Origin of the sequence: Demequina lignilytica (genome assembly GCF_030418375.1) — a bacterium.
GTDB classification, from domain to species: Bacteria; Actinomycetota; Actinomycetes; order Actinomycetales; family Demequinaceae; genus Demequina; species Demequina lignilytica.
In genome coordinates this window covers 99,090-124,949 of record NZ_JAUHPZ010000003.1, presented here as the reverse complement: position 1 = coordinate 124,949, position 25,860 = coordinate 99,090, and the positions used below count along the sequence as shown (strand labels likewise).

Here is a 25,860-nt window from a genome sequence, read left to right as displayed (position 1 = left end):
CCGATGCGCGACGGAGCCTGGCCGCCGGCGCCCGCGCCGCTGCCCGCGCCGGTGGTCGACAACCACACGCACCTCGACTACCACGCCGGCGACGACCGCCGCAGCGTCGACCAGCGCCTGGCCGACGCCGCCGCGGTCGGCGTCGACCGGGTGGTCCAGATCGGCTGCGAGCTGGAGACCGCGCGGTGGACGGTCGACGCCCTGGACCGGTACCCCGCCATGGTGGGCGGTATCGCGCTGCACCCCAACGAGGCCCCGCTGCACGCGGACGGGACCCACGAGTCGGGCGTCGGCTACGAGGATGCGCTCGCCGAGATCGCGTCGCTCGCGCGGCATCCGCGGATCCGGGTGATCGGCGAGACCGGGCTCGACTTCTTCCGGACCTCGGAGGACGGACGCGACGCGCAGATCCGCTCCTTCCGCGACCACATCGCGCTGGCGAAGGAGCTCGGCCTCCCGCTGCAGATCCACGACCGCGACGCGCACGCCGAGGTGCTCGAGGTGCTCGAGCGCGACGGGGCGCCGGAGCGCACGGTCTTCCATTGCTTCTCCGGCGACGCCGGCATGGCGCGCCTGTGCGTCGACCGCGGGTACTTCCTGAGCTTCGCCGGGACGGTGACGTTCAAGAACGCCGCGGGCCTGCGCGCCGCCCTCGCCGTCACGCCTCTCGGGCGCGTCCTGGTCGAGACCGACGCGCCCTACCTCACGCCCCACCCGCACCGGGGCGCGCCCAACGCCCCGTACCTGGTGCCGCTCACCCTCAGGACGGTCGCGGAGGTGCTTCAGGCCGATCCGGAGGCCGTCTGCACCACGATCTCGGAGACGTCGGAGAACCTGTACGGTCCCTGGTAGACCGCCTCATGTGGGCGATCTCACAGGACCAAGGGCTCAAGTGCGGTTGGCGCAGACCGTTATCAATATGAGATAAAAGTCGTCAGACATCACGCCTCCACCCCCTCGGAGGCGCGAACCGAGAGGACCTCAGTGAGCTACCGCCGCACCACCCCGATGCCGGGAGGCCGCCGTGAGCGCCGCGCCCGGCGCGGCACGCGGAACCGTGTGCTGACGCAGGTCGGCATCGGGCTCGCCACCGCATCGTTCGCCGTCGGCTCGATCGCCGCGGCCGCCGTTCCCGCCCTCACCGCCGACGCGCCGCTGACCGTGTCGGCCGACGTCGCGAGCCTGCCGGAGATCCAGTCCGACGCCGAGGCCGGCGCCGTGGTCACCACGGAGACCGAGGAGAGCACCGTCGAGCCGAAGACGGTGAAGTCCGAGGACCCGAACCTCGCGAAGGGCACCGAGAAGGTCGTCACCGAGGGTGTCGCCGGCCAGACGATCACCACCTACGACGTCACCACCGTCGGCGGCGTCGAGGTCTCCCGCGTGCAGTCGATGACGGTCACGGTGAGCGAGGCTCAGGACGAGGTCATCGCGGTGGGCACCAAGGAGGCGCCGTCGGTGCCGCGCAGCACCGCCGCGGCGAACCCGACCGGCAACCGTGCGCTCGGCCAGCAGATGGCGGCCGACATGTACGGCTGGACGGGCGACCAGTGGTACTGCCTCGAGGCGCTGTTCACCAAGGAGTCCGGCTGGAACCAGTACGCGGACAACCCGTACTCGAGCGCGTACGGCATCCCGCAGGCGCTGCCGGGCTCGAAGATGTCCACCGCGGGCGCCGACTGGGCGACGAACCCGGCCACCCAGATCCGGTGGGGCCTGGGCTACATCGCCGGCCGCTACGGCACGCCCTGCGGGGCGTGGAACCACTCGCAGACCAAGGGCTGGTACTGAACCGGTGGCTCGGCTGCTGGGCCCATCCGACATCCGCGGACTCGCCGAGTCGCTGAACACGGCGCCCCACAAGAAGTGGGGCCAGAACTTCGTGGTCGACGCCGGCACGGTGCAGCGCATCGCGCGCCTGTCCGAGGTGGGCGAGGGCGACCGCGTGGTCGAGGTGGGTCCCGGGCTCGGGTCGCTCACCCTCGCGCTGCTCGCCACCGGCGCGGAGGTCACCGCCGTCGAGATCGACCCGGTGCTGGCCGGCGCGCTGCCCGCGACCGTCGCCGAGCGCGCGCCCGAGGCCGTCGACCGCTTCGACGTGGTCCATGCCGACGCCCTGCGCGTCGAGACCCTTCCGTCGCCGCCCCGTGCGCTGGTCGCGAACCTGCCCTACAACGTGTCGGTGCCGGTGATCCTCCACTTCCTCGAGACCTTCCCCACCCTCGAGCGGGTGCTCGTGATGGTCCAGGCCGAGGTCGCCGACAGGCTCGCGGCGCCGCCGGGCTCCCGCACGTACGGCGTGCCGTCGGCGAAGGCCGCGTGGTACTGCGCGACGCGTCGCGCGGGCGACGTGAAGCGCGCGGTCTTCTGGCCCGTCCCGCGCGTCGACAGCGCGCTGGTGCTCATGGACCGGCGCGCCGTTCCGGAGACCGCCGTCGCGCGCGAGGACGTCTTCGCGGTGATCGACCACGCGTTCGCGCAGCGGCGGAAGGCGCTGCGGGGCGCGTTGGCGACGCTCGCCGGCTCCCCGGCGGCCTCCGAGGACGCCCTGCGGGCGGCCGGCATCGATCCGCTCACCCGCGGCGAGCAGCTGGGCATCGACGACTTCGTGCGCATCGCCGAGGCGCTCGCCGCCGCCCGCACCTGACCGGGACTGTCTGGCAGGCTAGGGCCATGACCCGGACCGTCCGAGCGAAGGCGCCCGCCAAGGTGAACCTGCAGCTCACCGTGGGCCCGGTCGCCGAGGACGGCTTCCACCCGCTGGTGACGGTGTTCCAGGCCGTCGACCTGTTCGAGACCGTCGAGGCCACGGCGCGCACCGACGGTCGCATCACGCTGACCGTCGACGCCGCCGCGGGCTCGCCCGTCGACGCGTCCGGGGTGCCCGTGGACGAGTCGAACCTCGCGTGGCGCGCGGCCGAGCTGGTCGCGTCGTCGTACGGGATCGCGGACGGGGTCGACCTCCGGATCGTCAAGGGCGTGCCGGTCGCGGGCGGGATGGCAGGCGGCTCGGCCGACGCCGCAGCGGCGCTGGTCGCGTGCGCCGAGGCCTGGGACGTGGGCGCGACCCGCGGCGAGCTGGCGCGGCTAGCGGCGAGGCTGGGGTCCGACGTGCCGTTCAGCCTCCACGGCCACACGGCCATGGGTGTCGGGCGCGGGGACCAGCTGACGCCGGTGATGAGCCACGGGCAGTTCCACTGGGTGGTCGCGACCCAGGCGGAAGGGCTGTCGACGCCCCGCGTCTACGCGGAGTACGACCGCCGCATCGCCGCACGCGAGCAGGTGCAGAACGACCTGGCCGTGGAGGCCCCCGTCATGACCGCGCTGATGGCCGGTGACCCGGTCGCGCTCGGACGCGCCGTCATCAACGACCTCGAGGGCCCGGCGCTCTCCCTCATGCCGCGGCTCGAGAAGGTGCTCGACGTGGCCGAGGAGGCCGAGGCCTGCGCCGCGATGGTCTCCGGATCCGGGCCTACCGTGGTCGCGCTCGCACGCTCGCGCCAGCACGCGCTCGCGATCGCGGCCCACCTCAAGGCGGCGCGCGTCGCGGATGCCGTGCTGACGGCGACCGGCCCCACCGCCGGCACGGTCCTGGTCCAGGACTGACCCGGGCCCCGCATCGTCCCGTTCGCCGGGCCGTGGCCGCCGCTACCGGTCGGACTGCGCCTTGATGGCGTCGCGGATCTCGGTGAGGATCTCGATCTCGGTCGGGGACACGGCCTCGTCCGGCGCGGGCTCGTCCTTCGCCTTCCGCTCGGCGAGCTTGTTCAGCGGCAGCACGATCGCGAAGTAGATCGCGGCGGCGATGATGAGGAAGTTGAGGATCGCCGTGAGGAACGTGCCGATCGCGAGCACCGCGTCGTCGGCCGGGTCGCCGGGCGTGCCGCCGTCGTTCAAGGTCCACAGCAGGATCCCCGACAGGTCGGGCTTGCCGAAGATCGCGGCGATCAGCGGGTTGATGATGTTGTCGACCAGCGACGTGACCACCGCGCCGAATGCGGCGCCGATGACGACGGCGACCGCGAGATCGACGACGTTGCCTCGCATGATGAACTCTTTGAAGCCCTTGATCACGACTGTCCCCCCTGGGTCCGAGGGCGCCCGCGCGGCGCCCGGTGGAAACCTACAACGTCGTCCCGCCGGTTCCTAGTCCCGACGCGGCGTCGCAGCGACGGTGCCTCAGTCGCCGGGCAGGCCGGGGTCGCGCTCGAGCGTCGACAGGCCGTTCCACGCGAGGTTCACCATGTGCGCGGCCACCACCTGCTTCGACGGCTCGCGAACCTCCGCCCAGTGCTGACCTGCCAGCGCGACCATGCCGACGAGCATCTGCGAGTAGAACGGTGCCACCGACGGGTCGAGGCCGCGCTTGCGGAACTGCGCACCCAGGAGGCCCTCGACCTGCTGCGAGACGTCGCCGAGCAGGTTGCTGAACGTGCCGGCCGTCTGCGCGACCGGCGAGTCGCGCGACAGGATCCGGAAGCCGTCGGGGGAGTCCTCGATGTACCCGAGCAGCGCGAGCGCCGCGCGCTCCACCAGCTGACGCGGGTGCGCGCGGACGGACAGCGCGTCGGTGAGCGCGCCGAGCAGGGCCTGCACCTCGCGGTCGACGATCACCGCGTACATGCCCTCCTTGCCGCCGAAGTGCTCGTACACCACCGGCTTGGACACGTCCGCCCGCGTCGCGATCTCCTCGACCGAGGTGCCCTCGAAGCCCTTCTCCGCGAACAGCGCGCGGCCGACGGTGAGGAGCTGCTCACGGCGCTCCTTGGCGGTCATCCGGGCGCGCGGCGCACGGCGAGGCTCAGCGGTCACGGGACCAGTGTGCCGTGAATCCTGGCAGACTGGACGCCGCGCGGGGCCGTGCGGTCCCGTTCCGCCCTGGTGTAATGGCAGCATGCGGGCCTTTGGAGCCCTGCGGTAGAGGTTCGAATCCTCTGGGCGGAGCCGCGTCGCCGGGACGTTCCGCGCGCGGCGGGACGTCCGCGCTTCGTTAGACTGGGGCGAAACCAGCCACGTGCCCCCACCGGGGCCGCTTCGTGAGGGGATCAGGTGAGCCCGACTCCACCCGCAGCCGTGATGATCCTGGCCGCAGGTGCCGGGACCCGCATGCGTTCCACCACCCCCAAGGTCCTTCACCGCATCGCCGGTCGCACCCTGCTCCATCACGCGCTCGTCGCGGCGGCCGAGCTGGATCCGGGTCGCATCGCCGTCGTGGTGCGGCACGAGCGCGACGCGGTGGTGGCGCACATCGGCGCGGTCGCGCCGGGAGCCCTGATCGCGGATCAGGACGAGGTGCCGGGCACCGGCAGCGCGGTGCGCTGCGGCCTGTCGGTGCTCGACGCGACGGCCGTCGCGGCCGCGGTCGCCGCGGACGGTGCGGGGGAGCACCACCTCGACACCGAGGTCAGCGGCCCGGTCGTGGTCACCAGCGGCGACGTGCCGCTCGTGGACGGCGCGCTGCTCGGCGCGCTTGTCGAGGCGCACCACGACGGCGGGAACGCCGTCACGGTCCTCACCGCCGAGGTGCCCGACGCGGGGGGCTACGGCCGGATCGTCCGCGACTCCTCCGGCGCGGTGCTCCGGATCGTCGAGCACAAGGACGCCACCGACGCGGAGCGCGCGATCCGCGAGATCAACGCCGGCATCTACGTCTTCGACGCCGCGCACCTCCGCGACGCGCTCGCCCGCCTCACCGCCGACAACGCGCAGGGCGAGCTCTACCTGACCGACGTGCTTGCCCTCGCCCGCGAGGCCGGCGGTCGGGTCGGTGCCATGGTCGCCCCCGACGCGGCCGCCGTCGAGGGTGTCAACGACCGCGTCCAGCTCGCCGCGGCGGGCGCGAGCCTCAACCGGCGCATCGTCGAGGGATGGATGCGCGCCGGGGTGACCGTGGTCGACCCCGCGACCACGTGGATCGACGCGGACGCGTCGCTCAGCCAGGACGCCACCGTCCTGCCCGGCACCCAGCTCCAGGGCGTCACCCGCATCGGCGCCGGCGCGACCGTCGGACCCGACACGACCCTCACCGACGTCGAGGTCGGCGAGGGCGCGACCGTCACCCGGACCCACGGCGCCGATTCCCGCATCGGCGCCGGCGCGACCGTCGGCCCGTTCACGTTCCTCCGGCCCGGCACCGTGCTGGGGGAGAAGGGCAAGATCGGCGCCTACGTCGAGACCAAGAACGCCACCATCGGCGCGCACTCGAAGGTCCCGCACCTGTCCTACGTGGGCGACGCGACCGTCGGCGAGCACTCGAACGTCGGCGCCGGCACCATCTTCGTCAACTACGACGGCGTCTCCAAGTCGCGCTCCGACGTGGGCGACCACGTGCGCATCGGCTCCGACAACACGCTCATCGCCCCCGTCCACATCGGCGACGGCGCCTACACCGGCGCGGGCGCGATCATCCGACACGACGTGCCCGCAGGCGCGCTCGCCCTCAACTCGGTGCCGCAGCAGGTGGTCGAGGGCTGGGTCGAGCGCCGCCGCCCCGGCACGCCCTCTGCCGCAGCCGCACGGGCAGCGCAGGACGGAGCCACCCTCGGCGCACTATCGTCGGGGGCACAGGAGGAGCGCGCCGCCGCGGACGCGCAGATCACCGCACAGGACAAGGGAGAAGCATGAACGCGTTCATCTCGAACCCGGGCGAGCGCAGGCTGGTCCTCGCGGGCGGCCGGGCTCACCCGGAGCTCGCCGAGAAGGTCGCGGAGAGCCTCGGGATCGACCTGCTGCCCACCACCGCGTACACGTTCGCGAACGGCGAGCTGTACGTGCGCTTCGGCGAGTCGGTGCGCGGCGCGGACGCCTTCGTCCTGCAGTCGCACGCGGCGCCCATCAACGAGGCGATCATGGAGCACCTCATCATGGTCGACGCCATGAAGCGGGCCTCCGCGAAGCGCATCACGGTGATCATCCCGTCCTACGGATACGCGCGGCAGGACAAGAAGCACAAGGGCCGCGAGCCGATCTCGGCCCGCCTCATGGCGGACCTGTTCAAGACCGCCGGCGCCGACCGCGTCATGTCCGTCGACCTGCACACCGCGCAGATCCAGGGCTTCTTCGACGGGCCGGTGGACCACCTGTGGGCCATGCCGATGCTCGCGGACTACGTGAAGAGCCGCGTCTCGCCCGGCAACCTCACCATCGTCTCGCCCGACGCGGGCCGCGTGCGCCTCGCGGACCAGTGGTCGGACCACCTGGGCGCGCCGCTCGCCATCATCCACAAGCGCCGCGACCCGTCGGTCCCGAACCAGGTCAAGGTCCACGAGCTGGTCGGTGAGGTCGAGGGCCGCACGTGTGTGCTGGTCGACGACATGATCGACACCGGCGGCACGATCGTCCAGGCCGCCGAGGCGCTGTTCGAGAACGGCGCCAAGGACGTGATCGTGGCCTCGACCCACGGCCTCCTGTCCGGCCCCGCAGTCGAGCGGCTGCAGAGCTCGGGCGTGTCCGAGGTGGTCATCACCGACACGCTGCCGATCTCGGACGACAAGCAGTTCCCCAAGCTCACCGTGCTCTCGATCGCGCCGCTGATCGCCCGCGCGGTCCGCGAGGTCTTCGACGACGGCTCGGTCACGTCGCTGTTCGACGGCAACGTCTGAGCCCTCCGCGACCACGCGCCGGGGCCCCCGCATCGTCACGATGCGGGGGCCCCGGCGCTTTCAGCAGCCGTACCGCAGGCTGAGATCGGAGCGGATCTCGATCCACCACCCCGAGCCGTCCGGAGCCGGGGTCCCGATGATCGCGGGCAGAGCCGCGAAGTCCGCGACGCTCACGTTCGCATCCGACGCCTCCACGAACCCATGCTCCGCCATGTCGACTCTCGCTGCGTGGAACGCCTGGACGAGTGGATTTGAGTCGAGCGCACGGTACAGAGGGACCTCGTCGCCCGGGTCGACGAGCTCCCAGTCCGACGTGTCCTCGTCGGAACCGAAGCTGCGCCAGTCGGGGGTGTCGCCGCAGGCCTGGTCGAGGAGGCTGGTGTAGCCGGTGGAATCGGAACCCGCGTCGGGTCGCATGCCCGTGAAGGGATCCATGACGAGGTGCACGACGAAGCCGAGGGGCAGCCTGAGCCCGTAGGAGACGTCCTCGACCCGCCCCGGCACCACGGACTCGAGCACGGTGACCGTGGCCGGGTCGAGCGGCCCGGCGGCCATGACGGCCCAACCGCTGCCACCGTCGGTCAACCGCACCACCTCGGCGGTCGCCACCCGGGCCGAGGCCGCCAGCGGACCCCAGCTCTCTGAAGGGGAGTCCCACGAGAGCATGTGATCCGGGCGAAGCTCCAGCGTGACCCCGTCGGGACTGGTCCACGTGCGGGGGAGCGCGAGCGAGTCATAGTAGACGTCGCTCACGGGGAGCGGAATGCTGGGTTCGGCGACGGCGTCCGCGTGGGGCCACGGCGAGGTCACCTCGCTCAGCGCGCCATCGTCATCGACCTCGACCACGGCGTTCAGCACGAAGTCGTCCATCACCAGGATCTCGGTCGAGCCGCGATCCCCCACGTGGTACCACGAGGCGTTCTCACGGTACGCGAGGTCGAGTCCTGCGGGCGGCTCGACCTTCACCGGCTCGTCGAGCCAGACCTCCCCGGTGCCGGGGTGCGCGGCACGGGCGACGGCCTCATCGTCGGTCATGTCGGGGTTGCGACCCTCGTACACGACCAGCGTCGGTGTGGCCGACGGCATCGGCGACGCGATCACCGGCTCCGTCGGCGACGCAGTCGCCACCGGCTCGGTGGCGGATGCGCACGCGGCGATGGCCCACGTCGCGCACGCGAGGACTGTGATGGTCCGTGCCCCCAGGCCCATACGACCACGCTACCTCGGCGCGACGGGCGACGCATGGCCCCCGCATCGTCACGATGCGGGGGCCCCGGCGCGTCGGTGCGGTGCCTAGGCGGTCGCCGCGACCTCCTCGCGGGAGGCGACCCGCGCATCGTCCCGCAGCCATGTCCAGCCGATCAGGGCGCACGTGGTGCCGACGGCGAGGCCGGCGATCACGTCCGTCGGATGGTGCATGCCGCGGTACACGCGCGACAGCGCGACGGCGACGGGGAACAGCGCGCACACGACGATCACGGTGATGCGAACCGCGCCGTTCCTGATCCGGGTCGCCATCAGGGCGAAGGACACGTAGACGGCGGTCGACGCGCCGGTGTGGCCGCTCGGGAAGCTCGAGGTGGGAGGTGCGTGGTCCAGCTGGTCGACGTCGGGCCGCTCGCGCCCCACGACCAGCGAGCTGGTGAGGAACACGGCCGCCTCGACCCCGAGCGCGGTGGCGGGGACCACCGCGAACCACCACTGTCGCGACTGCCACCACACGATCGCGACCACCACCACGGTGGTCGCCATGATGACCTGGGTGTTCGCCATCTCCGAGACCACGGCGGAGATCGAGTCGAGCCCGGGGGTGCGGAGCTCGACGAAGGCCTGGCTGATCGCGTGCTCATCGATCTGCACGACGTCGACCAGCAGGAAGCCCACGCCCACGATCGTGACCCAGAGGATCGCGGCGGGCAGCAGGACGCGCCGGAGGGCGGCCGCGCCGACCTCGGACGGAGCGGGCGCGGTGGCCCGCGGTCCGGCGATCACGAGTGCATCCTCGCGTAGCGGGCGCGGGCGAACGAGTACAGGCCGTACGCCGCGAAGCCGACGCCGATGAGGATCACGATCACCGGGCCGCCCGGCATGCCGAGCAGCGCCTCGATGCCGCCGTCGATCCCCTTGGCCTGGTCGGGGTCGGCCGTCATGGCCGCGGTCACGAACAGCACGCCGACCGCGCCGAGCGCGATGCCCTTGGCGATGTAGCCGACCGTGCCGACGGTCTTCACGCCCGTGCCGAGCTCCTTGCCGGGCATCGGCTTGAGGTCGTCGAGGAACTTCTTCCGTGCGCCCTTGATCACGTGGTAGACGCCGCCGGCCAGGATCCCGAGACCGATCGCGCCCACGATGATCGGACCGCCGGGCGCGCCCATGAGCGTGGCCGCGAGGCCGCTCGCCTGCTGGTCACCGCTCGAGTCGCCGCCGCCCATGGCGATCGACGCCGCCGAGACCGCGAGCGCCGCGTACATGACGAACTTGCCGCCCGCCTTGGCCCTGTCCATCGCCTCCTGGCGCCCGCGCAGCGAGTCGAACAGCTGCCAGAGCGCGAGGGCGAGGAACGCCAGCGCCGAGCCCCAGAGGATGACGGGGCCCGCCGGGGCGTCGCGGAGGCGCGACAGGGCGGAGGAGGAGTCGGCCTCCCCGCCCGAGCCGAGCCCGATGCGCACGATCACGTAGCCGAGGATGAGGTGGAGGAGCCCCGACACGAAGAAGCCTGCCCGTGCCGCGGTCTCCCAGATGTCGCCCGAGGTTCCGGCGCGGGCGCTGCTCGCCGATGCGGTATCCATGCCAGGTCCAACTGCGGACGCGCCGGGGGATATTCCGCGCCGCCTCGCCGCGGTGCCGGCGGAGTGGCGCTCGGGCCCGCGCGGCAGGTATAGTTGTCCGGTTCCTCGGCGAGGCTGGGACTTCGACGTCTTGGCGTGATCGACGCGGCAGATGCGAGTCGCCCTGCCTTGCCCTGGCCCCCCATCTGACGCAAGAGGAGTACGCAATGTCCGACAAGCTCACGCTCGCCGCCGAGAAGCGCACCGAGTTCGGCAAGGGTGCCGCCCGTCGCGCCCGCGCCGCCCACAAGATCCCCGCCGTGATCTACGGCCACGGCTCGGACCCGGTGCACATCCTGCTCCCCGGCCACGACACGATGATGGCGCTCAAGCACTCGAACGCCCTCCTTACCATCGAGCTCGACGGCAGCTCCGAGATGGCGATCGCGAAGGACGTCCAGGTCGAGCCGGTCCGCCGCATCATCGAGCACGTCGACCTGCTGCTCGTGAAGAAGGGCGAGAAGATCACCGTGGACGTGCCCGTGCACGTCGTCGGCGAGTCCTTCGCCGGCACCATCCACGTGGTCGAGCACGCCACCGTGCAGATCCTCGCCGAGGCGACCCACCTGCCCGAGTCGCTCGAGGTCTCCATCGAGGGCCTCGAGGAGGGCGCCCGCGTGTACGCCCGCGACATCGAGCTCCCCAAGGGCTCGGAGCTCGTGACCGACGCCGACGCCGCCGTCGTCGTCATCTCGGTGCCCCGTGGCGCCGGCGCCGAGGAGGAGGAGGCCGAGGCCGCCGCCGCCGAGGCTCCCGCCGAGGCCGACGCGGAGTAGGTTCTCACCGATGTTCGCCCGGCTCGCCCGACTGTGGGCGGGCCGGGCGTCGTCGTCTCACCGCTCGACCCATGGAGAGGACGCGCACGTGACCAGCCTGGTGATCGGCCTGGGCAACCCCGGGCCCGAGTACGCCGAGACGCGCCACAACGTCGGCCAGATGGTGGTCGAGGAGCTCGCGCGCCGCGGCGCATCGTCCCTCTCCGTGTCGAAGAAGACCCATACCCGCACCGCGACGGTCCGCCTCGCGGGCGAGGCGGTCGTGATCGGCGTGCCGATGTCCTACATGAACGTCTCCGGCGGCCCCACCTCGTCGCTGGCGAAGTACCACTCGGTCGCCCCCACCGACGTGGTCGTGGTCCACGACGAGCTCGACATCCCGTTCGGCACCGTGAAGATCAAGCGCGGCGGCGGCTCCGGCGGCCACAACGGCCTCAAGGACGTCACCAAGGCGCTCGGCACCCCCGACTACGTGCGGGTGCGCGTCGGGATCGGCCGCCCGCCGGGTCGCATGGAGGCCGCCGCGTTCGTGCTCAAGCCGTTCTCCTCGGTCGAGCGCAAGGAGCTGCCGTTCCTGGTGGACGATGCGGCGGACGCCGTGGAGGCGATCCTCGCCTCCGGGCTCGAGGCGGCGCAGATGAGGTTCCACACCAAGGGCTGAGGCGCCTTCGTCGCCGTCGTCGCTAGTCGACGAGCGTGGCGCCCAGGTGCTCCGCGAGGTCCGGCCCCAGCTCCAGGGCCTGCTGGCGCGTGAGAGTGGCGCCGCCCAGGCCCACCGGGTCCAGGACCCGTCCGATCCGGGTGTGCGACAGGTCGAAGCCGTCGATGCGACCGCGGGACGGGATCAGCTCGTCGATCGAGCCGCCCTCGACGACCACCTCGCGCACGCGGGTCCCCGTGAGATCGAGCAGCCCGATCCGCGAGTCGACGATGTCCACGCGGCGGATCCGCGACTCGCGGATCGACAGGACGTCGATGCGCGACGACTCGATGCGGAAGACCGAGATGTCCGAGCCGTCCGCCCGGACCACGCCGATCCGCACCCCCTCGAATCGCCCGGAGAAGACGGAGCATCCCCCGATCTCGAACGCCGTGGCGGAGGATCCGATCATGCGGGTCCCGGTGGTCCGCAGCCCCGGGAGGCGCACCGTGCCCGCCGTGCAGTCGGAGATCAGGCACTCGTGGAGCGACATGTCGCGCGCCTCGACGTCCTCCATGATCGCGCCGTCGAGGTGGCGGCGCTCGAGGATCGCCTCGTCCCTCAGGTCCTCGGCCCCCATCGGCTCGAGCAGCGCGGTGTCCATGTCCCCACCATAGGACCAGCGGTGCGACCGCGGTCGACCGTCATCCGGCCTCGACACACCCACCGTGGCGCTGGCTAGTATCGAGGGGACGTGCCGCGCGCGCCGCCGATTCGACTGGGGGTGCGCGCGTTCCATTGAGAACCCGCTCGGAGGGAGACCCCTGTGACGTCCCTGCCCACCCCGTGGACCCTGCCCCAGGTCCCCGGCGCATCGTTCGGTGCGGCGCTGTTCGACCTCGACGGGGTGCTCACCCCGACCGCGGACGTCCACATGGATGCGTGGCGACGGATGTTCACGGACTACTTCGAGTCGCATGGCATCACCCCGGCCTACACGGACGACGACTACTTCCGGTACGTGGACGGCAAGCCGCGCTACGACGGCGTGCGGGCGTGCCTCGCGTCCCGCGGCGTCACGCTCCCCGACGGCACGCCGGACGACGCGCCTGGCACCGAGACGGTCTGCGGCATCGGCAACACCAAGAACGCGGAGTTCTCGCGGATCCTCGAGGAGGAGGGCGTGGACCCGTACCCCGGCTCCGTCGCGCTGCTCGACCACCTCGAGTCGATCGGCTGCGCCATGGCCGTGGTGTCGAGCTCCCGCAACGCGCCGGCGGTGCTGGCCGCCGCGGGGCTGGCGCACCGCTTCGAGCACGTGGTGAGCGGACAGGTCGCCGCCGACCACGGCATCCCGGGAAAGCCCGCCCCCGACACGTACCTGTACGCCGCCGAGCTGCTGGGCGTGCCCAAGGAGGCGGCCGTGGTGGTCGAGGACGCGCTGTCGGGCGTGCAGGCGGGCCGTGCGGGCGACTTCGGGCTGGTGCTCGGGGTCGACCGCGGTGCGGGCGCCGAGGAGCTGCTGGACGGCGGGGCCGACGTCGTGGTGACGGACCTCGGAGAGGTGGTGCCCGGATGAAGGCGGCGCGGCGCTCGCTCGGGGACACCAGCGCGCCGGACTACGTCGACCGCCTGCGGTTCCCCGCCGACCCGTGGCGCCTGGTCGAGACGGAGTTCCGCAGCGACGACCTCGGGACGTCGGAGACGCTGTTCGCCGTCGGCAACGGCTACCTGGGCCTGCGCGGCAACATCGAGGAGGGTCACGACGCCCACGCGCACGGCACCTTCATCAACGGCTTCCACGAGACGTGGCGCATCCGCCACGCCGAGGAGGCGTACGGCTTCGCCCGGACCGGACAGACCATCGTCAACGTCCCCGACCCGAAGGTGATCCGGCTCTACGTCGACGACGAGCCGCTGCTCCTGTCCGTGGCCGACCTCCCCGAGTACTCGCGCACGCTGGACATGAAGACGGGCGTCCTGACGCGCGACCTGCTGTGGCGCACGCCCGCGGGCAACCGCGTCCGCGTGCGCTCGCGGCGCATGGTCTCGTTCGCGCAGCGGCACCTGGCGATCATGACGTTCGAGGTGACGCTGCTCGACAAGGAGGCGCCCGTCGCGGTCTCCTCGCAGCTGCTCAACCGGGAGTCCGGTGCGGACGAGTACCGCACCACCGAGGGCACCAAGGCGGGCTTCGACCCCCGCAAGTCGGACGCGCTCAACGAGCGCGTGCTCGAGCCCAAGCTCCACCTCGCGCACGACGAGCACATGCTGGTCGGCTACAAGTGCCGCAACTCGGGCATGGCGATCGCGGTGGCCATGGAGCACACCGTCGACTTCGACGGCGACGTCGAGCGCGACCGGCTGGTCGAGCCCGACTTCGCGAAGGAGGTGTTCCGGTTCCGTGCCGCGCCCGGCCGCACCTTCACGCTGACCAAGGTGGTGTCGTACCACACGTCCCGCATGGTGCCCGCGCGCGAGCTCGGCGACCGCTGCCACCGCACGCTTGAGCGCGTCCGCTCCGAGGGCGTCGACAAGCAGTTCGCCGACCAGGGTGCCTGGCTGACCGACTTCTGGCAGCGCTCCGACGTCGAGGTCGACGGCGACGACCGCGTCCAGCAGGCGATCCGCTGGAACCTGTTCCAGCTGGCGCAGGCGGCCGCGCGCGGCGACGGCCAGGGGGTCGCCGCCAAGGGCGTCACCGGCTCGGGCTACTCGGGCCACTACTTCTGGGACACCGAGATCTACGTGGTGCCCTTCTTCGTCTACACCTCGCCCGGCATCGCGCGGAACGCCCTGCGCTACCGCTACCGGATGCTCCCCAAGGCGACCGACCGCGCGGGCGAGCTGGCCCAGCACGGCGCGCTGTTCCCGTGGCGCACCATCAACGGCGAGGAGGCCTCGGCCTACTACGCGGCGGGCACCGCGCAGTATCACATCGATGCCGACATCTCCTTCGCGATCGACAAGTACGTGACCGCCACGGGGGACGACGAGTTCCTCGCGCGCGAGGGCATCGACATCCTGGTGCAGACGGCGCGCATGTGGGCGGACCTGGGGTTCTGGCGGTCCACCAAGTCCGAGGGGTCCTCGTTCCGCATCCACGGGGTGACCGGCCCCGACGAGTACACCACCGTGGTGAACGACAACCTGTACACGAACGTGATGGCGCGCTTCAACCTGCGCTGCGCCGCCGCGTCGGTCCGCAAGCTCGCGCGCATGTGGCCCGAGCAGCACGCCAAGATGGTCGCGCGGCTGGGGCTGGACGATGCCGAGGTCGCCGAATGGGACGCCGCCGCCGAGGCGATGGCGATCCTGTGGGACGAGGACCTGGGGATCCACCCGCAGGACGCCCTGTTCCACGAGCGCGAGCTGTGGGACCTCGAGAACACGCCGCCCGAGAAGCGCCCGCTGCTGCTGCACTTCCACCCGCTCGTGATCTACCGGTTCCAGGTCCTCAAGCAGGCGGACGTGGTGCTCGCGCTGTTCCTGCAGGGCGACGAGTTCACCGCCGAGGAGAAGAAGGCCGACTTCGACTACTACGACCCGATCACCACCGGCGACTCGACGCTCTCGGGCGTGGTGCAGTCGATCATGGCCTCCGAGGTCGGGTACCACGAGCTCGCGCTGCGCTACTTCTGGGACGGCCTGTTCGTCGACATCGCGGACCTGCACTCGAACACCGCGGACGGCGTGCACGTGGCGTCGGCCGGCGGCGTGTGGTCGGCGCTGGCGCACGGCTTCGGTGGGATGCGCGACTATGGGGGCCAGCTGTCCTTCGACCCGCGCCTCCCGGCCAGCTGGCCCGAGATGCGGTTCCGCGTCACCCAGCGCGGCACCCGGCTGCTCGTCACCGTGAAGCAGGAGTCCGTCGGGTTCACGGTCGAGGAGGGCCAGGGGCTGACCGTCGAGGTGCGCGGCGAGCGCGTGAGCGTGCTGCGGGGCGAGGAGGTCGTGGTGCCCCTCGCCGACCAGGGCCCGCGCATCTCGGGGGCACCCGACGCGGCCGCCTTCCACGGCACCATGCGAGCGGACGGCTCCGTGGTGACCGCCTCGCTGCCCGCGGTGGTGGAGTCGGAGCACGACGGCGACGAGTAGCCGCCGCCCCCTCACGGGGTCGGGACACTCAGTCCTCATATCGCGCGCGGCAGCTCGCTGCCGGGACGCTGAGTCCTCATGGGGCGAGGTGCCCCCGATCCTGAGGTGAGCAGATGAGGACTCATTGTCCCGGGAGCGCCACGGGGGCTCAGGATTGAGGACTCACTGTCCCGGCACGATGCGGGGGCGGGGGCGGGGGCGGGGGAGGAGGACGGGGTCAGCGGTGCGTGAGGCGCGCCAGGAACTCGCGGGTCTCGGGATGCTGCGGGTCCTCGAAGATCTGCTCCGGCGGGCCCACCTCGAGCGGGCGGCCGCCGTGCATGAAGACGATGCGGTCGGCCACCGAGCGGGCGAAGCTCATCTCGTGCGTCGCCATCAGCATGGTCGAGCCCTGCGCCTTGAGGTCGCGCACCAGGTCGAGCACCTCGCCGACCAGCATGGGGTCGAGCGCCGAGGTGATCTCGTCGAGCAGCAGGAGCTCCGGGTCCGTCATGATCGCGCGCACGATCGCGACGCGCTGCTGCTGGCCGCCCGAGAGCCGGTCGGGGTAGTCGTCGACCTTCTCCGCCAGCCCGAATGTCGACAGCAGCCCGACGGCCTTCTCGCGCGCGACGGACGCCTCGATCCCGTGGACCTTGCGCGCGGCCAGGGTGACGTTGTCGATCACCCGCATGTGCGGGAACAGGTTGAAGTGCTGGAACACCACGCCGATGCGCGCGCGCACCTTGTCGACGTCCACGTCGGGTGCCGTGATGTCGTCACCCGAGAGCAGGATGCGGCCGTCGTCGACCCGCTCGATCAGGTTGATGGTCCGCATCAGGGTGGACTTGCCGGATCCGGAGGCGCCGATCACCACGACCACCTCGTGCGATGCGACCGTGAGGTCGACGCCGCGGAGCACGTGGTTGTCACCGAAGAGCTTGTGGACGCCGTGCAGCTCGAGGACGGAGGCGCTCATACGGTCCCTCCCTGCTGCTCGCGCCGCGCCATCCGTGCCGACACGGTGTCGGTCAGGCGGATCATCGGGAAGCTCATCGCGACGAACAGCAGTCCCGCCACCACGTAGGGGGTGAAGTTGTACGTCTGCGCGGTGACGATCTGCGCGGCACGCACCGCGTCGACGGCGCCCAGCACGGAGATCAGGCCCACGTCCTTCTGCATCGACACGAAGTCGTTCATCAGCGCCGGCACGACCTTGCGCAGGGCCTGCGGGATCACCACCATGCGCAGCGTCTTCGCGTGCGACAGCCCCAGGGAGCGCGCGGCGATGCGCTGCGACGGGTGGACCGCCTCCATGCCGGCACGCAGCACCTCGGCGACGTACGCCGAGTAGCACAGCGAGATGCCGACGGTGCCGAGCACCGCGATGGGGATGCGGGTCTCGGGGTTGAGCGCGGGGACGCCGAAGCCCACCAGGTACAGCACGATCAGCACCGGCAGCCCGCGGAACAGGTCCGTGTAGCCCGTCGCGATCGCGCGCAGCGGGAACCACACGGGCCCCCGCAGCGAGCGCATGACCGCGAGCAGCGTCGCCACCACGGCGACGGCGATGGTCGCGAAGAACAGCACTCGGATGTTGAGCCACAGCCCCTCGAGGATCTTCGGGAACGAGTCGGCCGCGATCTCGAGGTTGAAGAACATCTGGCGGACGCCGTCCCACCCGGGGGACGTCACCACCAGCCAGCCCCCGACCCCGGCGAACGCCAGCGTCGAGACCAGTGCGATGAGGACCGAGCGGCGGGAGGCCCGCCGGCGGTGGAGCCGGCGATCCAGCTCCAGCGCGCTCGGGGAGAAGGCCTCCACGGCCGCCCGGTCCGTCATCGTCGATCTGCCTCAGGTGTTACTTGAGGACCGGGACGTCGACCGCGTCCGACAGCCACTCGGCCTCGATCGAGGCGAGCGTGCCGTCCTCGCGGAGCGCGTCCACGGCGGCGGTGACGGGCTCGGTCAGCGCGGAGCCCTTGGGGAGCACGAAGCCGAACTCGTCGCCGCCGGTGGCGTCCTCGAACTGACCGAGGATGACGCCGCCGTCGAGCTCGACCGCGGCGAGGTAGAACGCCGACGGCAGGTCGATCACGAACGCGTCGATCTGGCCCGAGTTGAGCGCGAGGACGGTGTCCTCCGAGGAGTTGAACACGGAGAGGTTGTCCTCGCCGAGCACCTCGGCGGCGATGGTGTACGAGGTGGTGCCCGACGGCACGCCCACGGCGAGCCCGGCGAGGGCCTCGACCGTGGTGGCGTCGGCGGCGGCCGAACCCTCGACCGTCACGACGGCCTGCGTGGTCGTGTAGTACGGCGACGAGAAGTCGACGGCGGCCTTGCGCTCCTCGGTGATCGAGAACTGCTGGATGTTGAGGTCCCAGTCCTTGGCGCCGGGGGCGATGGCCGAGTCGAAGCTCGAGCGGACCCACACCACGTCGTCGGCGGCGAAGCCGAGCTCCTCGGCGACGGCGTAGGCCACGGCGGCCTCGAAGCCCTCGCCCGAGGCCGGGTCGTCGTTCACGACCCACGGCTCGTAGGCGGGCTCGCCGGTCGCGATGGTGAGCTTGCCCTCGGTGAGGGTCTCGAGCTCGACGGCGGACGATGCGGTGGGCTCGGGGGTGCTCGACGCCGAGCTCTCGGTGTCCGAGGAGGTCGAGGAGCAGCCCGCCATGATCAGCGCGGACAGGGAGGCGGTCGCGATGAGGGCGGCACGGGCGCGGGTGGTCATGGGTGCTCCTTGCAGAGTTGCGGGGTGGGAGTGGCGCGCCGTCGTCGGCTGCGCGGCGCCTAGTCTACCGGCGGCGCCAGCCGCCAGTCCGCGAAGGAGAACCCGGGCGACACCATGCAGCTGACCAGGCATTCCGCATCGTCCAGGAGGCGCGCGGCCTGCCACGTCCCGGCAGGGACGATGCCCTGGGCCGCCTCGTCGTCGAGCGGCGCCGGCCCGAGCACGATCCGGGTGGCCTCCTCGTCGGGCTCAGCGCCCCGGCCGCCGAGCGACAGCTCCAGACGGCCGGGCCCGTGCCACAGCCAGATCTCGTCCGAGCTGACCACGTGCCACGCGGAGTGCTCGCCGGGAGCGAGCAGGTAGTGGATCAGCGTCGCTGCGGGGCGCTCGCCGCCCGCGGTCGCGACCGGGATCTCGGACGTGTAGGTGCGGCGGAACCAGCCGCCCTCGGGGTGCGGCTCGAGGTGCAGCGCGGCGGCGGTCTCGGGGACGGTCATGTGAGCGACGCTCCGGTCTGGGAGGTGAACGATGCGGTGGCGTGGCGCAGCCGACCCGCGACGACGGTGGCGACGGCGTGGCCGTCGCCTGCGCGGGCCAGGTCGTCGATCGACGTCGCGAGGTCGCCCACGGGGACGTCGAGGAACGCGAGGTCGGCGCGGGCGCCGACCGCGAGGTAGCCGGTGCGGTCCGGACCCATGTGCAGGCCCATCGCGCGAGAGCCGCCGTGGGTGGCGGCGGCGAGCAGCCGCTCCGCGAGGTCGGGGCGGTCGTAGCCCTGCCGGCGGGCCATCGCGTACAGCGCCGCCACGTCGCCCATGAGGTCCAGGCTCGGCGCCGACGACAGCGAGTCCGTGCCCACGGAGATCGGACTGCCCTCGGTGAGGTAGGCGGCGACCGGGGGCTCGTCGAGGCCGATCACCTCGTTGGAGCGCGGGCACAGCGCGACGGAGGTGCCGCGCGCCCGGAGGATCGCGCGGTCCTTCGCGGAGAGGTAGACGCCGTGCGCGATGTGGCAGTCGGGACCCAGCACGCCGAGGTGGTCGACGTAGTCCGTCGCCGAGGTGCCGTAGCCGGCCGACCGCAGCTCGGACAGCGAGCCCAGTCCCTTGCGCTGCCACGGCTCGGCCACCGTGTGGGAGAACTCCCGCTCGATGGCGGACTCGCCCAGGTGGATGTGGATGCGGCTGCCGCGCTCGCGGACGATGTCGGGGATGTCGAGCAGCGGCACGATCTCGAGGGAGTACGGCGCGTGGGGGCTGAGCCCGGTGCCCGGGGGAGTGGGAAGCGCGTCGAGCGCCGCCTCGACCTGGGCCCGACCGCGCTCGCGCCACGCGGCGTTGGTCCAATCCATCACCTCCCAGTAGGTGATGCCGTGCAGCCCGGCATCGGCGAGCGCGTACATCGCCTCGAGGTCGGTGACCACGTCCGCGACGGCGGTGGTGCCCGCCTCGAGCGCCATGCGGGCACCGGCGGCCGCGGCGGCGCGCCAGTCCTGGCCGCGCTCGTAGACCGGGTTGAACGCCAGCGCCCAGTCCTCGAAGCCGGTGTAGCGACCCTGACCCACCGACGCCATGCCCGTGTACTGCAGGTGGGTGTGGGCGTTGATGAGCCCCGGCATGAGCACGCCGTCCCAGCGATGCTCCGTGAACTCGTGCCCGCTCTCGCGCAGGGCCTCGACCACCCAGGCACGCTCGCCGACGTGGACGATCCGCCGTCCGCGCACCGCGATCGCGCCGTCGAGGACGGGCGGTGCGGTCATGGGCAGCACCAGGGCGGCGCTGAAGACGATCGTGGTCACGCGCGGTCCTCCCGGTAGCGCGGGGAGTGCCAGTCGGACGAGGCCGCGGCGGACGATGCGGGGCGCGCGTCGAGCGCGACGCCGCGCACGCGGGCGGCGGTGGCGGCGACGTGCGCCACCGCCGCGTCGCTCACGGCGTGGACGCCGGGGCCGGGCCGGGTCTCGACGAGCTCCCGGATGGCGGCGAGCTGCGTGGCGAAGGACAGGTCCATGATCTCGATCGGGTTGCCCTCGGCCGCGGTGACGTTGATGCAGCCGCCGCGGTCCAGGACGAGCGTGCCGCGCTCGACGTCGACGTCGAGGTGGTCCACGGTGCGCCCGGCCACCTCGACCGGCTCGAGCGCGGCGAGGTCGAGGTCCACCTCGCCGGGCACGCCGCCCGCGACCGCGACGATGCTCGCGAGCTCCAGCAGCTCGCGGGTCACCGTGCCGGGGGCGCCGGTGCAGGAGATGACGAGCGCGCCCGGCGCGTGGTCCTCGGCGCGACCGACCGGGTAGCCGTCGTGCGCGGCGAGCAGCGCGCGCACGGGGTCGATCTCCGCGACGGCGACCTCGGCGCCCAGCGCGCGCAGGTGCGCGGCGACCCCGACTCCCACCGGGCCGTAGCCGATCACCAGGACGGGCAGGTCGCGGACGGTCGCGTCGACGTGCTCGATGAGGTCCGCGATCGCGAGCACGCAGCTCTGCCCGGTGCCGTAGCGGTTGTCGAAGCCGGTCTTGGTCGCCGCATCGTTCACCGCGACCACCGGGGTGCGCAGCGCCCCCTGCGTCGCCATCGCGCGCAGCGGCGTGAGGCCCGAGGTGGTCTCCTCGGTGACTCCGATCCACGACTCGACGAGCTCCGGTGCCGCCTCGTGGGCGAGCCTCACGAGGTGGGAGCCGTCGTCGACCACCACGTCGAAGCCGCGGCGCAGCCAGGCGAGGGCGGCCGCACGCTCGGCCTCGCCGGAGAGGGTCGCGTCGGCGTCGACGGGCACGCCGCGCGCGCGCAGGGCGGCCGCGACCGCGGGATCGGTCTCGTCGGGGTGGGCGTACACGGCGACCTCGGCGCCCGCGGCCTGCAGCAGCAGCGCCAGGTTCGCGGTCTTGGGCTCGAGGGTCATCGCGACGCCGACCCGCAGGCCGCGGACGGTGCCCGCCGCGCCGATCTCCTCCGCGAGCGCCGTCGAGACCGGCATGTGCGCGGCGGCGAAGTCGAGCCGTCCGCCCGCGTCACCCCGGCTCGCGAGCGGCGCGCCGCCCAGGGACAGCGCCGCATCGTCGCCCCGCACGTCGATGTCGAGGACGTCCGCGCTCGTCGCCTCGTCCTCCACCAGACGCGCGCCCAGCGCGCGGGCCATGCCCGCGACGGCGAGCGCGACGGCGGTGTCCTCGGCCTCGGCGCTCACGCGCACGGGGCGCCCTGAGATGAGCAGATTGGTCTCGCGGGCGAAGCGACGGAGGATCCGCTCGGCGGTCGCATGCGGGTCGGTCATGGGGTCCAAGTCTAGGAGCGCCGGTGGGCTCCGAGCGCGGGCGGGGATTACGCTGGTCAGGCCGTCCCAGAGCCGAAGGATCCACCGTGACCGAGCCACGCAAGATGAACGTCGAGTCGTTCAACCTGGACCACACCGCCGTGGCCGCGCCGTTCATCCGGCTGGCTGACCGCAAGGAGCTGCCTCACGGCGACGTGCTCACCAAGTTCGACGTGCGCTTCACGCAGCCGAACGTCGGCCATCTCGAGATGCCCGCGGTCCATTCGATCGAGCACTCGTTCGCCGAGTGCGTGCGCGACCACAGCGCGCAGGTCATCGACTTCGGTCCGATGGGCTGCCAGACCGGCTTCTACCTGATCATGTCGGGGGACCACGCGCCCGAGGAGATCAAGGACCTGGTGCTCGCCACCATGGCCTCGATGCTCGACCTCGAGGAGGTCCCCGCCGCGAACGAGGTGCAGTGCGGGTGGGGGGCGCACCACTCGCTCGACGCGATGCGCGCGGCGGTGACGGAGTTCACGGCGCACGCCGACGAGCTCCTCACGGTGATGCGCTGATGGCCGCCTCCATCCCGGCCGTGCTGGTCGCGATGCCGGAGGAGGCCCAGGGATTCCTCGACCTCTCCGACCACCACGAGGGTCTCAACTCGCCGGACGACGCCTGGCTCGTGACGTCCGGCGACGTCACCTACCTGCTGGTGGTGACGCGCATCGGCATGGTCGCGGCCGCCCGCGCCGCGACCCTGGCCGCGCATGGGGTGATCGGCGGGATCACGCCCACGCTGATCGTCTCCGCCGGCACCTGCGGCGGCATCCCCGGTCACGTGCAGGTGGGCGACCTGGTGGCGCCGTGCTGCTCGCTCGACTGGTCCGCCGACTCGACGTCGATCGGCTACGAGTACGGCCAGGTCCCCGGCCACGCCGAGTTCCACGAGTCGGACGACGCGCTGGTCGACCTCGCGGTCGCGATGGGCGCGAAGAAGGGCTACCTCGCCTCCGCGAACGCCTTCGCGGTCGCGGAGACGGTCGACCTGATCCGCGAGCGCTTCCCCAAGGTGATCGCGACGGACATGGAGTCCGCCGCGGTCTCGCAGGTCGCCGCCGCGTCCGGCATCCCGTTCCTGTCCCTCCGCTGCGTGTCGGACATGTGCCAGGGCGACGGGGGAGTCGAGTTCGACGAGCACCTGGACGATGCCGCGGCCCGGTCCGCGCGCGCGACGCTCGACCTGCTGGCGAGGGTCGCGGCGGAGGAGCCCGTCGCGGGCTGACGGACCGGGCGATCCTCAGGCCGCGGCGTCCGGGGCGGGCAGCACGAACGTGCTGAGCGAGTCGGCCGGCAGCACCACCCGCATGACCTCCTGGTCGACGGAGACCACGTACGGCATCGGGTCCGCCATGTCGTTCTGCACCACGATCACGGTGGTGCCGTCGGGGTTGCGGAACGCGAGCTGGTTCTCGTACCCGGACCAGCTGAAGGCCTCGAGACGGACGGCGCCGGGCTGGACGAAGCCGCTGACGTGGCGCAAGACCGCGTACTCGTAGGTGAAGCGGTGGCCGCCGGTCCCGGGGTCGACCACGACGAGCGAGTTCTGGGCCCAGCCCCAGCGGCTCACCCCGCCCTCGTCGAGGGCGATGTTCCAGTAGCAGTAGCCGGACGTGCCGTTCGTGAGGAAGTGACGCATCAGGGACCAGGCGTGGCGGGCGAAGCGCCAGTCGTTGCGGCCGTCCCCGCACTCCTGCTCCGTCTGGTACAGCGCGAGGTCGGGGCGCGCGGTGCGGACGTCGGCGATCGCCCGCTTGCCGGCCCACTGGAAGCCCGCGCCCGACACCCAGCGGGCGACCTCGGGGTCGGCGAGGGTGTCGAGCACCAGGCGGGCGTCGGGACGCTCGGTGGTGCCGAGGAAGACCTCCACCCCGAGCGCGGCCATCCGCGGCCCCAGCACCCGCAGGAACGCGGCGAGGCCCTCGGGCGTCCAGGTGCAGGAGGGGAACACCTGAGGGGAGTTGTACTCGTTCTGCGGCATCACCATGAACACGTCGATGCCGCGGGCGCGGTACTCCTCGATGAAGCGGCCGAAGTAGCGGGCGTACGTGTCCAGGTGCGCCTCGTCGAGGAGCGCCATGTCGGTGCCCTCCCGCCCGACCTGGTCGGGACGGATGCCGTTCTCGACACCCGACGCGGGGAACGGCTCCGCGGCCGCGTAGTGGCCGTTGGCCTTGAGCCACGTCGGGGGGCTCCACGGCGATGCCCACACGCGCAGGTCGGGCTGCCGCTCCTTCGCCGCATGGATGAAGGGGATCAGGGTCGCCTCGTCGTGCTCGACGCTGAAGTGCTCGAGCGCGTGGTCGCCGGCGACCTCGTCGTACGAGTACCAGTCGAGCGAGAAGTCGTTGGCGCCCAGCGGCATCCGGCACAGCGTGAGGTTGAGGCCGGCGCCCGGGAGGAAGATCGCGTCGAGCACGGCCTCGCGGTCGGGCTCGGGCAGGCGCTGGAGCGCGCGCCAGCCGAGCTCGTTGAAGCAGGCGCCGAAGCCGTCGACGCGCTGCCGCTGCTCCGAGCTGCGGATCATGACGGAGGGGAAGTCCTCCATCGCGCGCACCTCGAGCGCGTCGAGCGCGGCGGGCGCCTGCGTCGACCAGACGTCGGACTGCGTGGTGACGGTCCAGGACGCGGTCCTGTCGGCGGCGGTGGTCGGGGTGGCGCTCATCGGGGTGCTCCTGAGGGTGATGGCCGCGGGGCTCGGCCGTGCGCTCGCGCGTTGGGGGAAAGTTTCGATCAAATGATGACTTCTGCCAGGGTGGCCGGATGTCTAAGGTGGAGGCAAGCGGAGCGGCGCCGGAAGATTTTCGATCACCGGGTGCCAACGAGGGAGGGACGATGCGTCGAGCACGGCCCACCCTGGCGGCGGTCGCCAGGCACGCGGGGGTCTCGGTCACCACGGTGTCGAAGGTGCTCAACAGCAGGACGGACGTGGCGGCCGGCACCCGTGAGCGCGTCGCCGCGTCCATGCGGGCGGTGGGCTACGTGCCCACGACCGCGAAGCGCCTGTTCGCGGAGGGGGCCTCGCTCGCGGTCGTCTTCGACGGCATCACGAACGCGTACTCGGCCCAGGTGCTCGAGTCCGTCCGCACGGCGGCCTACGAGCGCGGCGCGGAGCTCTCGGTCGACATCATGCAGGCGGTCCCCGACGGCCGCCCCGTCCCGTGGACCGAGGAGTGGGTGCGGCGGTGCCTCGCGCGGGGCACGGTCGGAGCCCTCGCCGTCGCCACGGAGGTGAGCGACGCCGCCGTGGCGCTGTGCGAGGACATCGGACTGCCGGTGGTGCTCGTCGACCCGCCGCACCGGCCCGGTCGCAGGACGGTGTCGATCGGATCCACCAACTACGCGGGTGCGCTCGAGGCCGTCGAGCACCTGGTCGCGTCGGGGCACCGGCGCGTCGCGTTCCTCGGTGGGACGCGCGGCGACGACGCGACACTGGAGCGGCTCGCGGGCTGCCGCAGCGCGCTCGACGTGCACGGCCTGCCCGAGCCGACGGTGGTGCTCGGCGCGTCCACGGTCGACCGGGCGACGGAGGCGGCGCTCGTGCTGCTGAGCGCGGAGCCCCGGCCCACCGCGGTGATGTGCGCCAACGATGTGATCGCGCTCCGGGTGCTCGAGGCCGCCCGCCGGCTCGGGATCCCCGTGCCGGCCGAGCTCTCGGTGGTCGGATTCGACGACACGTACCTCGCGGAATGGGCGGTGCCGCCCCTCACCTCGGTGCACCAGCCCATCCGCGAGATGGGCATGCTCGCGGCGACCACGCTGCTGGACCTCGCGGAGGGCAGGAGGCCACCGGCCAGACGGCTCCAGCTCGCCACCACGCTCGTGGTCCGCTCGACCACCGCCGCGGCACCCGAGGCCGCCGTCGGAGGCGCCGCCTAGGATGGTCCCGCCG

The 25,860-nt window shown here is 72.2% G+C and carries 26 protein-coding genes and 1 tRNA gene; 14 read left to right on the top strand and 13 right to left on the bottom strand.

Annotated elements, in window-relative coordinates; all coding sequences use genetic code 11:
• The first annotated feature begins 3 nt into the window (after window positions 1-3).
• From QQX13_RS06695 to QQX13_RS06680, 4 genes are all read left to right on the top strand, one after another.
• Window positions 4-852: a TatD family hydrolase gene (locus tag QQX13_RS06695; protein ID WP_301152899.1), complete on the top strand. Its 849-nt coding sequence runs from the start codon at window positions 4-6 to the stop codon at window positions 850-852.
• 132 nt (window positions 853-984) lie between these two features.
• Window positions 985-1,791, top strand: a complete 807-nt coding sequence (locus QQX13_RS06690) for a G5 domain-containing protein (protein WP_301118807.1) — start codon at window positions 985-987, stop codon at window positions 1,789-1,791.
• Between the two features lie 4 nt (window positions 1,792-1,795).
• A complete protein-coding gene (rsmA, locus tag QQX13_RS06685) occupies window positions 1,796-2,647 on the top strand; it encodes a 16S rRNA (adenine(1518)-N(6)/adenine(1519)-N(6))-dimethyltransferase RsmA (RefSeq protein ID WP_301118808.1) in 852 nt (283 codons plus the stop codon).
• Between the two features lie 26 nt (window positions 2,648-2,673).
• Entirely contained in the window at window positions 2,674-3,606 is a 933-nt protein-coding gene (locus QQX13_RS06680) for a 4-(cytidine 5'-diphospho)-2-C-methyl-D-erythritol kinase (RefSeq protein WP_301118809.1), read from the top strand.
• A 42-nt stretch (window positions 3,607-3,648) separates the two neighbouring features.
• Here the strand turns inward: QQX13_RS06680 and mscL are convergent, their stop codons facing one another.
• Together mscL and QQX13_RS06670 are read right to left on the bottom strand one after the other, a co-directional pair.
• Window positions 3,649-4,047, bottom strand: coding sequence for a large conductance mechanosensitive channel protein MscL (gene mscL, locus QQX13_RS06675; RefSeq protein WP_436968567.1), 399 nt, complete (start codon window positions 4,045-4,047; stop codon window positions 3,649-3,651).
• Window positions 4,048-4,179: 132 nt separating this feature from the next.
• Window positions 4,180-4,776, bottom strand: coding sequence for a TetR/AcrR family transcriptional regulator (locus tag QQX13_RS06670; RefSeq protein WP_301118930.1), 597 nt, complete (start codon window positions 4,774-4,776; stop codon window positions 4,180-4,182).
• A gap of 96 nt (window positions 4,777-4,872) precedes the next feature.
• Here QQX13_RS06670 and QQX13_RS06665 point away from each other — a divergent pair.
• The 3 genes from QQX13_RS06665 to QQX13_RS06655 all read left to right on the top strand — a co-directional run bounded on the left by QQX13_RS06665 (window position 4,873) and on the right by QQX13_RS06655 (window position 7,601).
• Window positions 4,873-4,944 (top strand) — tRNA-Gln (locus QQX13_RS06665).
• A gap of 105 nt (window positions 4,945-5,049) precedes the next feature.
• Entirely contained in the window at window positions 5,050-6,624 is a 1,575-nt protein-coding gene (gene glmU / locus QQX13_RS06660; protein ID WP_301152898.1) for a bifunctional UDP-N-acetylglucosamine diphosphorylase/glucosamine-1-phosphate N-acetyltransferase GlmU, read from the top strand.
• Entirely contained in the window at window positions 6,621-7,601 is a 981-nt protein-coding gene (locus tag QQX13_RS06655; RefSeq protein ID WP_301118812.1) for a ribose-phosphate diphosphokinase, read from the top strand. Before glmU ends, QQX13_RS06655 begins: the two co-directional genes overlap by 4 nt.
• Window positions 7,602-7,661: 60 nt before the next feature.
• Here the strand turns inward: QQX13_RS06655 and QQX13_RS06650 are convergent, their stop codons facing one another.
• The 3 genes from QQX13_RS06650 to QQX13_RS06640 form a co-directional block, all read right to left on the bottom strand.
• Window positions 7,662-8,810, bottom strand: coding sequence for a hypothetical protein (locus QQX13_RS06650; RefSeq protein ID WP_301152896.1), 1,149 nt, complete (start codon window positions 8,808-8,810; stop codon window positions 7,662-7,664).
• An 84-nt stretch (window positions 8,811-8,894) separates the two neighbouring features.
• A complete protein-coding gene (locus QQX13_RS06645; RefSeq protein ID WP_301152894.1) occupies window positions 8,895-9,593 on the bottom strand; it encodes a phosphatase PAP2 family protein in 699 nt (232 codons plus the stop codon).
• Window positions 9,590-10,390, bottom strand: coding sequence for a DUF1206 domain-containing protein (locus QQX13_RS06640; RefSeq protein ID WP_301152892.1), 801 nt, complete (start codon window positions 10,388-10,390; stop codon window positions 9,590-9,592). The genes QQX13_RS06645 and QQX13_RS06640 overlap by 4 nt, the downstream gene beginning before the upstream one ends.
• A gap of 206 nt (window positions 10,391-10,596) precedes the next feature.
• On the opposite strand from QQX13_RS06640, the gene QQX13_RS06635 reads away from it, so the two are divergent.
• Window positions 10,597-11,205 (top strand): 50S ribosomal protein L25/general stress protein Ctc, encoded by a 609-nt coding sequence (locus QQX13_RS06635; protein ID WP_301152890.1) that lies wholly within the window; start codon window positions 10,597-10,599, stop codon window positions 11,203-11,205.
• 88 nt (window positions 11,206-11,293) lie between these two features.
• Window positions 11,294-11,866 carry an aminoacyl-tRNA hydrolase gene (gene pth, locus QQX13_RS06630; protein WP_301118816.1) on the top strand — a complete coding sequence of 191 codons (573 nt, stop codon included), beginning with the start codon at window positions 11,294-11,296 and terminating at the stop codon, window positions 11,864-11,866.
• Window positions 11,867-11,888: 22 nt separating this feature from the next.
• On the opposite strand, the gene QQX13_RS06625 is transcribed toward pth, so the two are convergent.
• Complete coding sequence (locus tag QQX13_RS06625; RefSeq protein ID WP_301118817.1) at window positions 11,889-12,509, bottom strand: hypothetical protein; 621 nt, start codon at window positions 12,507-12,509, stop codon at window positions 11,889-11,891.
• 162 nt (window positions 12,510-12,671) lie between these two features.
• Between QQX13_RS06625 and QQX13_RS06620 the strand changes: the two genes are divergently transcribed.
• Together QQX13_RS06620 and QQX13_RS06615 are read left to right on the top strand one after the other, a co-directional pair.
• Window positions 12,672-13,424 (top strand): HAD family hydrolase, encoded by a 753-nt coding sequence (locus QQX13_RS06620; protein ID WP_301118818.1) that lies wholly within the window; start codon window positions 12,672-12,674, stop codon window positions 13,422-13,424.
• A complete protein-coding gene (locus QQX13_RS06615) occupies window positions 13,421-15,943 on the top strand; it encodes a glycoside hydrolase family 65 protein (RefSeq protein WP_301118819.1) in 2,523 nt (840 codons plus the stop codon). The genes QQX13_RS06620 and QQX13_RS06615 overlap by 4 nt, the downstream gene beginning before the upstream one ends.
• A 217-nt stretch (window positions 15,944-16,160) precedes the next feature.
• On the opposite strand, the gene QQX13_RS06610 is transcribed toward QQX13_RS06615, so the two are convergent.
• The 6 genes from QQX13_RS06610 to QQX13_RS06585 are packed head-to-tail and all read right to left on the bottom strand — an operon-like array spanning window position 16,161 to window position 21,926.
• Window positions 16,161-16,901: an amino acid ABC transporter ATP-binding protein gene (locus QQX13_RS06610; RefSeq protein WP_301118820.1), complete on the bottom strand. Its 741-nt coding sequence runs from the start codon at window positions 16,899-16,901 to the stop codon at window positions 16,161-16,163.
• Window positions 16,898-17,764, bottom strand: coding sequence for an amino acid ABC transporter permease (locus QQX13_RS06605; protein WP_301118821.1), 867 nt, complete (start codon window positions 17,762-17,764; stop codon window positions 16,898-16,900). The genes QQX13_RS06610 and QQX13_RS06605 overlap by 4 nt, the downstream gene beginning before the upstream one ends.
• Window positions 17,765-17,783: 19 nt before the next feature.
• Window positions 17,784-18,653, bottom strand: a complete 870-nt coding sequence (locus QQX13_RS06600) for an ABC transporter substrate-binding protein (protein WP_301152888.1) — start codon at window positions 18,651-18,653, stop codon at window positions 17,784-17,786.
• 59 nt (window positions 18,654-18,712) lie between these two features.
• Window positions 18,713-19,150, bottom strand: a complete 438-nt coding sequence (locus QQX13_RS06595) for a cupin domain-containing protein (RefSeq protein WP_301118823.1) — start codon at window positions 19,148-19,150, stop codon at window positions 18,713-18,715.
• Entirely contained in the window at window positions 19,147-20,451 is a 1,305-nt protein-coding gene (locus tag QQX13_RS06590) for an amidohydrolase family protein (RefSeq protein WP_367281264.1), read from the bottom strand. Before QQX13_RS06590 ends, QQX13_RS06595 begins: the two co-directional genes overlap by 4 nt.
• Window positions 20,448-21,926, bottom strand: a complete 1,479-nt coding sequence (locus QQX13_RS06585) for an adenosylhomocysteinase (RefSeq protein WP_301118824.1) — start codon at window positions 21,924-21,926, stop codon at window positions 20,448-20,450. The genes QQX13_RS06590 and QQX13_RS06585 overlap by 4 nt, the downstream gene beginning before the upstream one ends.
• A gap of 86 nt (window positions 21,927-22,012) precedes the next feature.
• Between QQX13_RS06585 and QQX13_RS06580 the strand changes: the two genes are divergently transcribed.
• Together QQX13_RS06580 and mtnN are read left to right on the top strand one after the other, a co-directional pair.
• Window positions 22,013-22,483, top strand: coding sequence for an S-ribosylhomocysteine lyase (locus QQX13_RS06580; protein ID WP_436968566.1), 471 nt, complete (start codon window positions 22,013-22,015; stop codon window positions 22,481-22,483).
• Entirely contained in the window at window positions 22,483-23,193 is a 711-nt protein-coding gene (mtnN, locus tag QQX13_RS06575; RefSeq protein WP_301118825.1) for a 5'-methylthioadenosine/S-adenosylhomocysteine nucleosidase, read from the top strand. Before QQX13_RS06580 ends, mtnN begins: the two co-directional genes overlap by 1 nt.
• 15 nt (window positions 23,194-23,208) lie before the next feature.
• On the opposite strand, the gene QQX13_RS06570 is transcribed toward mtnN, so the two are convergent.
• Window positions 23,209-24,633, bottom strand: coding sequence for a glycoside hydrolase family 30 protein (locus tag QQX13_RS06570; protein WP_301152886.1), 1,425 nt, complete (start codon window positions 24,631-24,633; stop codon window positions 23,209-23,211).
• A 170-nt stretch (window positions 24,634-24,803) separates the two neighbouring features.
• Here QQX13_RS06570 and QQX13_RS06565 point away from each other — a divergent pair, with 170 nt between their 5' ends.
• Window positions 24,804-25,847, top strand: a complete 1,044-nt coding sequence (locus tag QQX13_RS06565; protein ID WP_301152884.1) for a LacI family DNA-binding transcriptional regulator — start codon at window positions 24,804-24,806, stop codon at window positions 25,845-25,847.
• Window positions 25,848-25,860: the final 13 nt, after the last annotated feature.